This window comes from Bacillus sp. 5w2 (assembly GCF_054353775.1).
Genome location: NZ_JBTIWT010000019.1, coordinates 26,796 through 40,950, shown reverse-complemented (window position 1 = coordinate 40,950; position 14,155 = coordinate 26,796). Strand labels below are relative to the sequence as shown.

The window sequence follows — 14,155 nt, the reverse complement described above, 5'->3', positions numbered from 1 at the left end:
GTTATTAATTTATAATCATTATAAAGTAGAAAAACTTTATTAATTTTACTGAATCTCCTTTCCTACATACGGAGAATAAATAAAAAATAATCGGTTGTTCACACGATTGTCAGATTCATAAGAGGAAAGTTGTATTATGATAGTAGATAAAGTGATAAAACGGGTGAAGGGGGACATGCTGCGTGCATATTCTTGTTGTTAGTGTAAATTATCGAACAGCCCCTGTAGAATTTCGTGAGAAACTCACATTTCAGGCAGCAGAGCTAGAGCGAGCAATGACTACATTACAAAATCAAAAGAGCGTGTTAGAGAATGTCATTGTATCAACTTGTAATCGCACTGAGATTTACGCTGTTGTCGATCAATTACACACGGGACGGTATTATATTAAGAAGTTTTTAGCTGATTGGTTTCAGCTTGAAATAGAAGAAGTCGCACCATATTTAACTATTTTTGAACAAGATGGTGCAATAGATCATTTATTCCGCGTAACGTGCGGTTTAGATTCTATGGTAGTCGGAGAAACGCAAATTTTAGGTCAAATAAAAGATAGCTTTTTAGAAGCGCAACAAGTAAAAGCAACAGGCACCATTTTTAATGAATTGTTTAAGCAAGTAGTTACGCTAGCGAAACGTGCGCACTCAGAAACGACAATAGGTGAAAGTGCGATGTCGGTTAGTTATGCTGCTGTCGAGCTTGGGAAGAAAATATTCGGCGAGCTAACAGATTGTCATGTACTTATTCTTGGTGCTGGCAAAATGGGTGAACTGGCGCTGCAAAACTTATATGGAAGCGGTGCTCGTAAAGTAACAGTCATGAATAGGACTCTTTCAAAAGCAGAAGTAGTGGCTGAGAAATATATGGGACATGCAAAGCCTTTAAGTGAATTGCAATGTGCACTATTAGAAGCAGATATTTTAATTAGTTCAACTGGTGCATCTGAGTATGTCATTACGAAAGAGATGATGACAAAGGTAGAGAAAATGCGCTCTGGTCGTCCTTTATTTATGGTTGACATTGCAGTGCCACGTGATATTGATCCAGCGATTGATGAGCTAGAAGGTTCTTTCTTATATGACATTGATGATTTGCAAGGAGTAGTGGAAGCAAATCGTGCTGAACGTTTGAAAGAAGCAGAGAAAATTCAATTTATGATTGAAGAGGAAATTGTTTTATTTAAAACGTGGTTAAGTACACTTGGTGTTGTTCCGTTAATATCAGCTCTTCGTGATAAGGCGCTTGCTATCCAAAGTGAAACGATGGAAAGTCTGGAACGAAAAATACCGAATCTTAGTGATCGTGAGAGAAAAGTAATTAGTAAGCATACGAAAAGTATTATTAATCAATTATTAAAAGACCCAATTTTAGTAGCGAAAGAAATAGCTGCGGAAGAGGGAGCGGACGAAAAATTAGCGTTATTTGCAAAGATTTTCGATTTAGAAATGGAAGACGTAGAGAGTTGTGCGGAAGAAGTAGAACATAAAAGAGCATGGACACCATCCGTTCCATCTTTATAATTTGGAAGGATGATCGGATGAGCTTTTTAAATAACAGTATTATTTATCATATTGCAATTATTTTATATGCTTGTAGCATTAGTTTATATTTTATAGATTATTTCCAAAGTAACCGAAAGGCGAACCGATTTGCTTTTTGGTTACTTTCGATTGTATGGGTTCTGCAGTCTATCTTCATGTTACTTCGGGCTACAGATTCAGAAACGAATCCTATATTAACTTTATTATCAGGGATTTATTTTTATGTTTGGCTATTGATTACGATGTCATTAGTCATTAATCGATTTATGAGAATCGATTTTTTAGTCTTTTTTACAAATGTTGTCGCATTTGGCGTAAGCGCTTTTTCTATTTTTACACCGCTCGGAAAGATGTCGCCGGTACTTGCAGAGCAATTAGTTTCGGAACTTGTATATGTCCATGTTGGTATGGCTATTATTTCTTATGCAACGTTCACTGTATCGTTCATTTTTTCTATTATGTATTTATTGCAATATCGCCTATTAAAAAAGAAAAAATGGAATGCGAGATTAAGAAGATTGGGGAATTTACCGAAGTTAGAATCGATGTCTTACGGATTAAATTTATTTTCTGTTCCATTTTTCTTACTAGCTATTTTATTAGGATGCATATGGGGATATACAAAATTGGACAATTTCCATTGGTATGATACGAAAGTGATCGGGTCTTTTGTCGTTCTATTTGTATATTGTGCTGGCCTATATTTACGAGCGGCAGATGTGTTGCAAGGGAAGAAAATCGTGCAGTGGAACATTGGAGCATTTCTCGTAATGCTAATTAATATTTTTCTATTAAGCAGTTTATCCAACTTCCACTTTTGGTATTTATAATGAGGAGAGAAAATTATGCGCAAAATTATTGTAGGGTCACGAAAGAGTAAATTAGCATTAACGCAAACAAACTGGTTTATTGATCAGTTAAAAGCGCTAGGATTACCATATGAATTTGAAGTGAAAGAAATCGTCACAAAAGGCGATGTTATTTTAGATGTTACTCTTTCAAAAGTAGGCGGAAAAGGTTTGTTTGTTAAAGAGATTGAACATGCGTTACTTACGAAAGAAATTGATATGGCTGTACATAGTATGAAAGATATGCCGGCCGTACTTCCGGAAGGATTAATGATTGGCTGTACACCGAAGCGTGTTGACCCTCGTGATGCTTTTATCTCAAAAAACGCAGCATCGTTTAAAGAGTTAGCAGAAGGCGCTATTTTAGGTACGAGTAGTTTAAGACGTAGTGCACAATTATTAGCTGCGAGACCAGATTTACAAGTGAAGTGGATTCGCGGAAATATCGATACACGTTTACGTAAATTAAAAGAAGAAGATTACGATGCAATTATTTTAGCGACAGCTGGATTACAAAGAATGGGCTGGGATGATGAAGTTATTACAGAACATTTAGATGAGACGTTATGTGTACCTGCTGTAGGACAAGGCGCATTAGCAATTGAGTGCCGTGAAGATGATAAGGATTTACTACAGTTGTTAGCGCATATAAATGATGCAGTAACAGAAAGAACAGTGGCAGCAGAACGAGTATTTCTTCATAAACTTGAAGGTGGATGCCAAGTTCCAATCGCTGGATACGCAACTCTTACAGAAAACGATGCAATCGAATTAACAGCTCTTGTCGGGTCTATGGATGGTTCTGTTTTATTGAAAGAGACAGTAGTAGGAACTAATCCAAAGGAAGTAGGATTAGAGGCTGCGGACCGTTTAATTAAACAAGGCGCAAAAGAACTCATTCTTGCTGCAAATAAGGGGCAACAATAAATATGAACGCTCTCGCTGGCAAAACGGTATTGATTACACGTGCCCAGCATCAAGCGAAACAAATGAGTGTAGCGGTGAAAGAAAAGAGCGGAATTCCATTGGAAATTCCGCTTTTGCGTATGGAAGGTATGTCTCATAGGCAAATTCAACATATAGCAGGACAGCTACATTCTTATGACTGGGTTATTTTTACGAGTAAAAATGGGGTAGCTTTTTTTCTAGATCGTTTGGGAAAGAAGCTACCCGTAACGACTAAAATTGCTGCAGTAGGCGTGAAAACAAGTTTAGAGTTAGAAAAGCGGGGCTATGAAGTGGACTTTGTTCCAACTTCATTTGTTGCAGAAGTATTTGCAGAAGAGTTTGCAAAAAAATTAAGTGGAAACGAATGCATTTTATTTCCGAAAGGGAATTTAGCAAGAGATGTAATTCCAGTTGCACTTCGCGAAATTGGTGTTTCTCTAGATGAGATAATCGTATATGGTGCGAAAGAAAATGTAGAGAAAAAGCGAGAGCTTATAGAAACGTTAGAAGCAGAGAAAGTAGACATTATTACATTTACGAGTCCTTCAACTGTTACTAGTTTTGTTCGTTTACTTGAGGGGACAAACTGGAGAGAATGGACAAAAAAATGTACAATTGCTTGTATAGGGCCTATTACGGAAAAAGAGGCGAGCCTTTATTTTCCGCATATTATTATGCCGAAAGATTACACTGTAGAAGCATTACTACAATGCGTTTGTGAATCTATAAAATAAAAGAATGGGGATAGAAATCTATGAACTCTTTACAATTTAATCGTCATCGTCGTTTAAGACAAAGCGGTAATATGCGTGCGCTTGTGCGTGAAACGTTTTTACATACGGAAGATTTTATTTACCCTATTTTTGTATTAGAAGGCGAAAATGTTCGTAATGAAGTGCCTTCTATGCCAGGCGTATATCAAATGTCTTTAGATTTATTACAAGCTGAAATGCAAGAGGTTGTTGATTTAGGTATTCGTTCTGTTATTGTATTTGGTTTACCTGCTGAAAAAGATGAAGTTGGATCATCAGCATATTGTGATCATGGAATTGTGCAACGTGCAATTAAGCAAATTAAAGGTGAATTCCCTGATCTAGTAGTAGTTGCGGATACATGTTTATGTCAATTCACAAGCCATGGTCATTGCGGTGTAATTGAAGATGGTATTATTTTAAATGACGAGTCTCTTGCAGTCCTTGCGAAAACAGCTGTAAGCCAAGCGAAAGCAGGAGCGGACATTATTGCGCCGTCAAATATGATGGATGGATTCGTAACAGCAATTCGCCATGCATTAGATGAAAATGGTTTTGGACATGTACCAGTTATGTCGTACGCTGTGAAATATTCATCAGCATTTTACGGGCCATTCCGTGATGCGGCACACGGTGCACCACAATTTGGGGATCGTAAAACATATCAAATGGATCCAGCGAACCGTATGGAAGCATTCCGTGAAGCAGAATCAGATGTAATGGAAGGGGCAGATTTCTTAATTGTAAAGCCAGCTCTTTCTTACTTAGATATCGTTCGTGATGTGAAAAATAACTTTAATTTACCAGTCGTTGCTTATAACGTAAGTGGCGAATATTCGATGATTAAAGCGGCAGCGCAAAATGGTTGGATTAATGAAAAAGAAGTTGTACTTGAAAAATTAATTAGCATGAAACGTGCAGGAGCAGATTTAATTATTACGTATCATGCAAAAGATGCAGCAAGATGGTTACAAGAAGGAGGCGCTAAATAATGAAAAAGTTTGATAAGTCGATTGCAGCGTTTGAAGAAGCACAAGATTTAATGCCTGGTGGCGTAAATAGCCCCGTTCGTGCCTTTAAGTCTGTCGGTATGAATCCATTGTTTATGGAGCGTGGAAAAGGCTCTAAAGTATATGATATCGATGGAAATGAATACATCGATTACGTATTATCATGGGGTCCTTTAATTCATGGCCATGCAAATGATCGTGTTGTTGAAGCGTTAAAAGCTGTTGCTGAAAGAGGTACAAGCTTCGGTGCCCCAACGGAAATTGAAAATAAATTAGCGAAACTTGTTATTGAGCGTGTACCATCAATTGAGATTGTACGTATGGTTAACTCTGGAACAGAAGCGACAATGAGTGCGCTACGTTTAGCTCGTGGTTATACAGGCCGTAATAAAATTTTGAAATTTATCGGTTGTTACCATGGTCATGGTGATTCGTTATTAATTAAAGCGGGTTCTGGTGTGGCAACGCTAGGTTTACCAGATAGCCCTGGTGTACCAGAAGGCGTAGCGAAAAATACGATTACAGTAGCGTATAACGATTTAGAAAGTGTGAAATACGCTTTCGAACAATTCGGTGATGATATTGCTTGTGTAATTGTAGAACCAGTAGCAGGAAATATGGGTGTTGTTCCACCACAACCAGGATTTTTAGAAGGCCTTCGTGAAGTAACAGAGCAAAATGGTGCATTGCTTATTTTTGATGAAGTAATGACAGGATTCCGAGTTGCTTACAATTGTGGACAAGGTTATTACGGTGTAACACCTGACTTAACTTGTTTAGGTAAAGTAATCGGTGGTGGATTACCAGTAGGAGCATACGGTGGTAAAGCAGAAATTATGCGCCAAGTTGCACCGAGCGGGCCAATTTACCAAGCGGGTACTTTATCAGGTAACCCACTTGCAATGGCAGCAGGTTATGAAACGTTAGTGCAGTTAACGCCAGAATCATATGTAGAATTCGAGCGTAAAGCTGAAATGTTAGAAGCTGGCTTACGTAAAGCGGCTGAAAAACATGGTATTCCGCATCGCATTAACCGTGCAGGTTCTATGATTGGTATCTTCTTTACAGATGAACCAGTTATTAATTACGATGCAGCAAAATCTTCAAACTTAGAATTCTTTGCGGCTTACTATCGTGAAATGGTAGAACAAGGTGTATTCTTACCGCCATCTCAATTCGAAGGTCTATTCTTATCGACAGCACATAGCGATGCAGATATTGAGGCGACGATTGCAGCGGCTGAAATTGCAATGTCAAAATTAAAAGCTTAATTGATGAAAGAAAATCGTTCTCCATAAGGGGAGCGATTTTTTTTATTCATAAAGTCCGCTTTCCACACATAAATCTGTAATGACATATAGTTTGGGAGGGGGAAAAGAAGTGGCAACAGATCATTCATTACGTTTTTCATTAAAAGAATCTGTTTGGTTCCAAAAAGGACAGGAAGTCGAAGAACTTTTGTCAATTTCGTTAGATCCAGACGTTGAGATAGAAGAGCTTGATCATGAAGTTATCGTGAGAGGGCAATTAGATTTAACGGGAGAGTATGTTGCACGGCAAGATGATTCAGCTTATTCATTAAGAGATCTATCACCAGCGAAGTCAATTGATTATGTAGAAACAAGGGAAGATGGGATTAATGAACTTGTTCATTCCTTTCCACTTGAAATATCAATTCCAAGAAACCGTGTGAAAGTAATTGAAGAACTATATGTATCTATCGAGGAATTTGATTATGAATTAAAGGAAAATGGTTGCTTACAATTATTAGCGGATATATCTATCACTGGTTTATGTGATGAAGAAAGAATCGAGGATGAAGAGGAAGAAACGGCGTATGCTGAGTTAGAAGATGATCCAGTACAAGAGGATGAAAATAGACCAACGCCGCACATGGAAGAACCAGCCTATAAGGAATCAAATGAGTGGGAAGATTACGCATTTGAACCGTTCCAACTAGAAGAAAGAAAAGAGCAGGAAGTAGAGGAAGAGGAAATAGAGGAACATGAATTTGTAGAGAGTGAAGAGGAGAAAGAAACAACGCCACAATTTGAATTGTTCGGAAGAAAAGATTTCAAGAAAGAAAAAGCGAAGAAACAAGAAGAGCAAGAAGAAGAAACGTATTCACAGCGAGATGAAAATGCGCTTTATTTAACGAAATTATTTACGAAAGAGCCGGAAGAAGAATTTACAAAGTTAAGAATGTATTTCGTGCAAGAAGGGGATACAATTGAATCTGTTGCAGATCGTTATGAAACGTCTGTACAAAACTTATATCGTGTTAATCAAACAGAAGATATATATTTAACTACAGGGCAAATTATCTATATTCCCGTTTCAAGAACAAAAGCGAAATAAGTGAGTGTTTTCACTCACTTATTTTTCTAAAGGCTATGTTTTGAATAGAAAGGGTTATTCGTATGGATATGGAATTACGAAATCGCTATGAACCCATTGTAAGGCAATATAGATTGGATACGCAGCATATGGAAGAGCACGGAAGTGTAACGAAAATTTATACGAATCAAGGTCCATATGCGCTCAAGAAAATAGAAGGCAGAAAGTTAGAGCGGAATAACTTTCTGCATCATATTCAATATTTGAAGGAGAAAGGTTTTTCAAATTATGTACCTATATACCATGCGACAGATGGAAATTATATTTTAAGTGACGGGACGTATAATTATTATTTAATGCCTTGGTTAGAACGTGCGGAAGGGAACGGCGAGGATAATGATCAATACCATAAAATGTTTCAAACTCTCGGAACGTTGCATCAAAAAACAGTAAAAGAAGAAACGTATACTGAAGAGGATCTAGAAAAACATTATACAAATATATCCGATCGCTGGGAGAATGATGGCGAAATGCTAGAAGAGTTTCTCGTAGAATCTGAAGCGAAGTGGTATATGTCACCATTTGAACTGCAATATTGTACGTACTATCATCATGTAATGAGGGCGCGTGAGTTTGCAACGAAGCAATTAAATGAGTGGAACGATGCGATGAAAGAAAAAGAGACAACACGCATTACGTTTGTACATGGTAACGTATCACTTAATCACTTTTTATTCGACTATGAACGAAATGGCTATTTTATTAGTTTAGAAAAATCAAAGTTTGCAACACCTGTGCAAGATATTGTGGGATTTTATTCTCGGTCGTTAAACACATATCCAATTGCACGAAGTGATCGGTTTGAATGGTATCAAATGTACCAAAAAAATTTCCCTTTTACGAAAGAAGAGCAACTACTCATGTTTGCGTATATGACGTATCCATCACAATTTATTCGGCAAATTCAGTCTTATAAGAAAAGAAGAGAGAGCCGTAATGAGGAAAATGAACTTCTTGGAGTAAAGAGCTTACAACAATCGCATTGGCTCGTTAGCAATATAGAATATTTCCTGTCGCAATTACAAGCTGCCCAGCAAGGGAACGGATAAAAAGATAAGTAGTATCTCTACTTATCTTTTTTTTTCGCTCGTCCAAAAAGCCGTAGTATTAAATTTATCTTGACGAATAGGGTTTCGTTTTTTACACTATTGTATATAATAATTAACAATCATATAAATGCCTTGAAGGGGAAGAGTATAACAAGAAACGTCTTCAGAGAGGAGAATCATTAGCTGGGAGATTCTCTAGATAGTTATGTTAGAAGGTAGCCCTGGAGCATCTTTTCTGAACGGAATAGTTCTCATTAGGAAAAGACGGATTTGTCCGTTATCAAATTAAGAGTATAAGCAAATTCCTGAATTTGTTTGTAAATAAAGGTGGTACCGCGATGTCCCTCGTCCTTTTTGGATGAGGGGCATTTTTTATTTTAAGGAGGGAAAATAATGTCAAACACGGAAAAGAATTTACCAACTAAATATGATCATATGTCCGTTGAAGAAGGCCTTTATCAATGGTGGCTTGAAGGCAAATATTTCGAAGCAACAGGAGATGAGAAGAAACAACCATACACAATTGTAATTCCACCTCCGAACGTAACTGGTAAGTTACACTTAGGTCATGCTTGGGATACAACTCTTCAAGATATTTTAACTCGTACGAAGCGTATGCAAGGTTACGATGTATTATGGCTTCCAGGAATGGACCATGCGGGTATCGCAACGCAAGCGAAAGTAGAAGGGAAACTTCGTGAAGAAGGTATTTCACGTTACGATCTTGGCCGTGAGAAATTCCTTGAAAAAGCTTGGGAATGGAAAGAGGAATACGCGTCTCACATTCGTCAACAATGGGGGAAAGTTGGTTTAGGACTAGACTATTCTCGTGAACGTTTCACATTAGACGAAGGTTTATCTGATGCGGTTAATAAAGTATTCGTTCAATTATACGAAAAAGGCTTAATTTACCGCGGTGAATATATTATCAACTGGGATCCAGCAACACGCACAGCTCTTTCTGATATTGAAGTAATTCATAAAGAAGTTCAAGGTGCATTCTACCATATGAACTATCCATTAACAGATGGCTCTGGTCATATTCGTCTTGCGACTACTCGTCCAGAAACGATGCTTGGTGATACAGCAGTAGCAGTTCATCCAGAAGACGATCGTTACAAACATTTAATCGGAAAAACAGTTACACTTCCAATCGTAGGCCGTGAGATTCCGATTATTGCTGATGAATACGTAGAAAAAGATTTCGGAACAGGCGTTGTAAAAATTACACCAGCTCATGACCCGAATGACTTTGAAGTAGGTAACCGTCATGACTTACCACGTATTTTAGTAATGAACGAAGATGGATCGATGAACGAAAAAGCTGGTAAGTATAACGGCATGGATCGTTTCGAATGCCGTAAAGCGTTAGTAAAAGATTTACAAGAAGCGGGCGTATTAGTAGAAATCGAGCCTCATATGCATTCAGTAGGTCATAGTGAGCGTAGTGGTGCAGTAGTTGAGCCTTACTTATCAACACAATGGTTCGTAAAAATGGCTCCACTTGCTGAAAAGGCAGTAGAGCTTCAACAAAAAGAAGAAGAGAAAGTAACGTTCGTACCAGAGCGTTTCGAAAACACATATTTACGTTGGATGGAAAACATTCACGACTGGTGTATTTCTCGTCAATTATGGTGGGGACACCGTATTCCAGCTTGGTATCATAAAGAAACTGGTGAAGTATACGTAGGTACAGAAGCACCAGCAGATATTGAAAACTGGAATCAAGATAACGACGTACTTGATACGTGGTTCAGTTCAGCGTTATGGCCGTTCTCAACACTTGGTTGGCCAAATGAAGAGGCAGCAGACTTTAAAAAGTTCTATTCAACAGATGCTTTAGTAACTGGTTATGACATCATCTTCTTCTGGGTATCTCGTATGATTTTCCAAGGTTTAGAGTTTACAGGCGAGCGTCCATTTAAAGATGTATTAATTCACGGTTTAGTTCGTGATGAGCAAGGTCGTAAAATGAGTAAATCTCTTGGTAACGGTATTGATCCAATGGATGTTATCGAGAAGTACGGTGCAGATGCAATGCGTTTCTTCTTATCAACAGGAAGCGCACCAGGTCAAGATTTACGCTTCAGCATGGAGAAAGTAGAATCTACTTGGAACTTCATTAATAAAATTTGGAATGCATCACGTTTCGTATTAATGAACATGGATGACATGAAGTATGAAGAAATCGATTTAACTGGTGAAAAATCAGTTGCGGATAAGTGGATTTTAACTCGCTTAAACGAAACAATCGAAAGCGTAACACGTAACATGGATAAATATGAGTTCGGTGAAGCTGGTCGTTCATTATACAACTTTATCTGGGATGATTTCTGTGACTGGTACATTGAAATGGCGAAACTTCCACTATACGGTGAAGATGAAGCAGCTAAGAAAACAACTCGTTCTATTTTAGCTTACGTATTAGACCGAACAATGCGTCTGTTACACCCATTCATGCCATTCGTAACAGAGAAGATTTGGCAACATTTACCGCATGAAGGCGAGTCTATTACAGTAGCGGCGTGGCCAACAGTTCGCGAAGATTTACAAGATACAGAAGCTGCAGCAGAAATGCACCTTCTAGTTGATATCATTCGCTCTGTTCGTAACATTCGTGCAGAAGTTAATACACCAATGAGCAAAAAAGTTCAAATGCAAATTAAAGCGAAAGATGAGGCTGTACTTGCTCAACTTACGAAAAACAGCTCTTACATTGAGCGTTTCTGTAACCCAAGCGAATTAACAATTCAAACGGATTTACAAGCGCCAGAAAAAGCAATGACTGCAATCGTATCGGGTGCAGAGTTATTCTTACCGTTAGCTGATCTTATCAATCTTGATGAAGAGAGAGCGCGTCTTGAGAAAGAACTTGAGAAGTTCGACAAAGAAGTAGAACGTGTACAGAAGAAACTTTCAAACCAAGGTTTCGTAGCGAAAGCTCCTGCAGCAGTTATTGAAGGAGAGCGTGCGAAAGAGCAAGATTACCTAGAAAAACGCGAAGCAGTTCGTCAACGTCTAGTAGATCTTGAAAAGTAAAATGTTTTTTTAGAGGCTCACTATATTGGTGAGTCTCTTTTCTTTGCGTATAATAGGAGTATAAAGGTTGTCTGTTGAAAGGGGAAAGCATACGTGATACATACATACGAAGAAGCGATAGGGTGGATTCATAGCCGATTGAAGTTTGGTATTAAACCAGGATTAGAAAGAATGAGATGGATGCTAGAAGAGCTCGGAAATCCAGAGCGTCACATAAAATGTATTCATCTTGCTGGTACAAATGGAAAAGGTTCAACGTTAACATATATGCGCTACATGTTAGAGGACGCAAAATATAAGGTAGGAACATTTACCTCTCCTTATATTGAAACATTTAACGAACGTATTAGTGTGAATGGAACACCAATTGCAGATGAAGAGATTACTGAACTTGTAAAGATGGTAAAGCCAGTCGTTGAAAAACTAGATGAGACGGATTTAGGGGAAGCGACTGAGTTTGAAATTATTACTGTTATGGCAATTTGTTATTTCGGTAAAGTCAATTTCTGCGATGTTGTTTTATTTGAAACAGGGCTTGGAGGGCGCTTTGATTCTACGAATGTTATTCATCCTGTTCTCACGATTATTACAAATATCGGCCACGATCATATGCATATTTTAGGGAATACACTAGGAGAAATTGCATATGAAAAGGCAGGGATTATTAAGTCTGGTGTTCCAGTTATTACTGGTGTACAAGATGAGGAAGCATTGCAAGTCATTCAAAAGGTTGCAAAGGAAAATCATGCAAACTTATACGAGATGGGCAAGCATTTTACAGCGTTACATAAACAGTCTAGCGAAGATGGAGAACAGTTCGATTTCACTTGTCCTTTCGCCTCTTTTAAAGATGTGCAAATCTCAATGAAAGGCAGTCATCAAGTAGGAAACGCAGCACTTGCACTTATGGCAGTCATGTATGTGAAAACATATTTATCATTTTTAATTGAGGAAGAAGAAATAAGAACTGGATTAAAGGAAGCGTATTGGGTGGGGCGCTTTGAAAAACTGCAAAGTAATCCAGATATTATTATAGATGGTGCTCATAACCCAGAAGGTATTGAAAGTCTTGTGAAAACGGTAGAATCACATTACAAAGATAAAAATGTAATAGTTTTATTTACTGCCCTTGGTGATAAACAATTGCATAATATGGTAGGGCAATTAGAAACCATCGCCGATGAAATTATTTTTACAACATTCGCCTTTGATCGTGCTATTTCAGCAGGTGAGCTTGCATCGTATTCAAAGAAAGAGTCAAAATTAATTTTTGAAAATTGGAAAGAGGCAATTGATACGAAGGTTGAAATGCTTGGAGAAAATGATGTTTTTATCATAACAGGTTCTCTTTATTTCATTTCGGAAGTTCGAAAATATATTCGCGAAAAAAACTAGATAGTCTTTGCTATCTAGTTTTTTTGTTCTACAAATGAAGTCAAATGCATACATATAAGATAAATATATAGGGTTATTTGGCGAATTCCTCTGACAAATATCTCGTTTTTTTGTGAAATGAATATGATATGATGCGGACAACGATAAGAGGTGAGGTGTGAGTGTATGGACAAGCAATCACGAACGATCTCAGTGAAAGTGAATGGAACAGAAGCGAAGTATGAGGAGAAGAAGAAAGATGAATTTGAATGGATGGTAGTAGAAAGTGAAAGACCAAAAAACGTTGTTCCGTTTCAAAAAGCGAAATTAGCGTCTACGGAAAAAATACGAAAGAAGTGGAGCAATACATTAATTGCAATCGTTGCAACTGCGATTGTTATTGGTACGGCGTTTGGGATGGGAATGCTACAGTTACTTAAAGGACAAGGGGCGACAGGGGGAAGTGAAGTAACAGCTTCGAAGCAGATGCAAAATGAAGAATCAAAGGTGGGTGGAACGGCAGAACAAACACCAGCACCAAAAGAGGAAAAAACAAAAGCACAGACAGGAACGTTATTAGATCCAATGAAATTATTTTTTGTTCAAGGAGGAATTTATTCTTCTGAAGAAAAGGGACAGGCTGCTCTTGAAGAGTGGAAAGGCAATGGAGGCGTCGCAGCTTTAAAACCGAGCGGTGATAAGTATGCATTAGTTGTTGGTGTTGCTAGCGATGAACAGGGCATAAATCAATTAATGACGCAGTATAAAAATGATAATGTCTCCGTATTGAAAAAAAACTGGGATATAACAGATAAAGCGTTACTTAAAGATGATAAAGAAGTCGGGGCGTTTTTAACAAAAGTACAGCCATTATATACTCATTTAGCAAAATATGCTTCCAGCGTACAAGCTAGTGGAAAAAGTAATACAAAAGATATAGGTGCGATTGAAAAAGAGTGGAAAGCGATTGAAAAAGAAGGGAAAAGTATGAAGCAAGAAGAAGCGAAGAAATTGTATATGTATACGTCAGTAGCTGTGCAAACAGTGAAGGATGGAAAAGGTGATAAGGAATCTTTGGCGAAATTAAATCAAGTTATTATTGATGGTATACTTTCATATGAAAAAATTGTTTCACAAAAGGTGAAATAATAGGATAATGAAATGACGAAGGAAGAGGTATAGGTACTTCTTTCTTTTCTT

At 37.8% G+C, this 14,155-nt stretch carries 11 protein-coding genes and 1 other annotated feature; all 11 genes read left to right on the top strand.

Features of this window, described 5'->3' with window-relative positions; genetic code table 11:
- Positions 1-182 precede the first annotated feature (182 nt).
- The 11 genes from hemA (at position 183) to ACXY7N_RS24235 (ending at position 14,104) form a co-directional block, all read left to right on the top strand.
- On the top strand, positions 183-1,517 hold the full coding sequence (hemA, locus tag ACXY7N_RS24285) for a glutamyl-tRNA reductase (RefSeq protein WP_016086098.1): 1,335 nt from the start codon (positions 183-185) through the stop codon (positions 1,515-1,517).
- Between the two features lie 17 nt (positions 1,518-1,534).
- Positions 1,535-2,368, top strand: a complete 834-nt coding sequence (locus ACXY7N_RS24280) for a cytochrome c biogenesis protein (protein ID WP_016086099.1) — start codon at positions 1,535-1,537, stop codon at positions 2,366-2,368.
- Between the two features lie 15 nt (positions 2,369-2,383).
- Positions 2,384-3,313 carry a hydroxymethylbilane synthase gene (gene hemC / locus ACXY7N_RS24275; protein WP_016135392.1) on the top strand — a complete coding sequence of 310 codons (930 nt, stop codon included), beginning with the start codon at positions 2,384-2,386 and terminating at the stop codon, positions 3,311-3,313.
- A gap of 2 nt (positions 3,314-3,315) precedes the next feature.
- Entirely contained in the window at positions 3,316-4,068 is a 753-nt protein-coding gene (gene hemD / locus ACXY7N_RS24270; protein WP_488592649.1) for a uroporphyrinogen-III synthase, read from the top strand.
- A gap of 20 nt (positions 4,069-4,088) precedes the next feature.
- Complete coding sequence (gene hemB / locus ACXY7N_RS24265) at positions 4,089-5,078, top strand: porphobilinogen synthase (protein WP_016135390.1); 990 nt, start codon at positions 4,089-4,091, stop codon at positions 5,076-5,078.
- Positions 5,078-6,367 (top strand): glutamate-1-semialdehyde 2,1-aminomutase, encoded by a 1,290-nt coding sequence (gene hemL, locus ACXY7N_RS24260; protein WP_016135389.1) that lies wholly within the window; start codon positions 5,078-5,080, stop codon positions 6,365-6,367. Before hemB ends, hemL begins: the two co-directional genes overlap by 1 nt.
- A 109-nt stretch (positions 6,368-6,476) precedes the next feature.
- Positions 6,477-7,454 (top strand): stage VI sporulation protein D, encoded by a 978-nt coding sequence (gene spoVID / locus ACXY7N_RS24255; protein WP_488592648.1) that lies wholly within the window; start codon positions 6,477-6,479, stop codon positions 7,452-7,454.
- A 62-nt stretch (positions 7,455-7,516) separates the two neighbouring features.
- Positions 7,517-8,542 (top strand): spore coat protein YsxE, encoded by a 1,026-nt coding sequence (gene ysxE / locus ACXY7N_RS24250; RefSeq protein WP_016135388.1) that lies wholly within the window; start codon positions 7,517-7,519, stop codon positions 8,540-8,542.
- Positions 8,543-8,665: 123 nt separating this feature from the next.
- Positions 8,666-8,898: a binding site (T-box leader), on the top strand.
- A 37-nt stretch (positions 8,899-8,935) separates the two neighbouring features.
- Positions 8,936-11,581: a valine--tRNA ligase gene (locus ACXY7N_RS24245; RefSeq protein ID WP_016135387.1), complete on the top strand. Its 2,646-nt coding sequence runs from the start codon at positions 8,936-8,938 to the stop codon at positions 11,579-11,581.
- A 93-nt stretch (positions 11,582-11,674) separates the two neighbouring features.
- The gene (locus tag ACXY7N_RS24240; protein ID WP_016086106.1) at positions 11,675-12,976 is read left to right on the top strand and encodes a bifunctional folylpolyglutamate synthase/dihydrofolate synthase; all 1,302 of its coding nucleotides are present in this window, start codon (positions 11,675-11,677) and stop codon (positions 12,974-12,976) included.
- A gap of 165 nt (positions 12,977-13,141) precedes the next feature.
- Entirely contained in the window at positions 13,142-14,104 is a 963-nt protein-coding gene (locus tag ACXY7N_RS24235; protein ID WP_353811026.1) for a stage II sporulation protein B, read from the top strand.
- Positions 14,105-14,155 lie beyond the last annotated feature (51 nt).

Coding starts and splice junctions, on each gene's coding strand:
- ACXY7N_RS24280 (WP_016086099.1), top strand. CDS start 1,535: ATGAGCTTTTTAAATAACAGTATTATTTATCATATTGCAATTATTTTA.
- hemC (WP_016135392.1), top strand. CDS start 2,384: ATGCGCAAAATTATTGTAGGGTCACGAAAGAGTAAATTAGCATTAACG.
- hemD (WP_488592649.1), top strand. CDS start 3,316: ATGAACGCTCTCGCTGGCAAAACGGTATTGATTACACGTGCCCAGCAT.
- hemB (WP_016135390.1), top strand. CDS start 4,089: ATGAACTCTTTACAATTTAATCGTCATCGTCGTTTAAGACAAAGCGGT.
- hemL (WP_016135389.1), top strand. CDS start 5,078: ATGAAAAAGTTTGATAAGTCGATTGCAGCGTTTGAAGAAGCACAAGAT.
- ysxE (WP_016135388.1), top strand. CDS start 7,517: ATGGATATGGAATTACGAAATCGCTATGAACCCATTGTAAGGCAATAT.
- ACXY7N_RS24245 (WP_016135387.1), top strand. CDS start 8,936: ATGTCAAACACGGAAAAGAATTTACCAACTAAATATGATCATATGTCC.
- ACXY7N_RS24235 (WP_353811026.1), top strand. CDS start 13,142: ATGGACAAGCAATCACGAACGATCTCAGTGAAAGTGAATGGAACAGAA.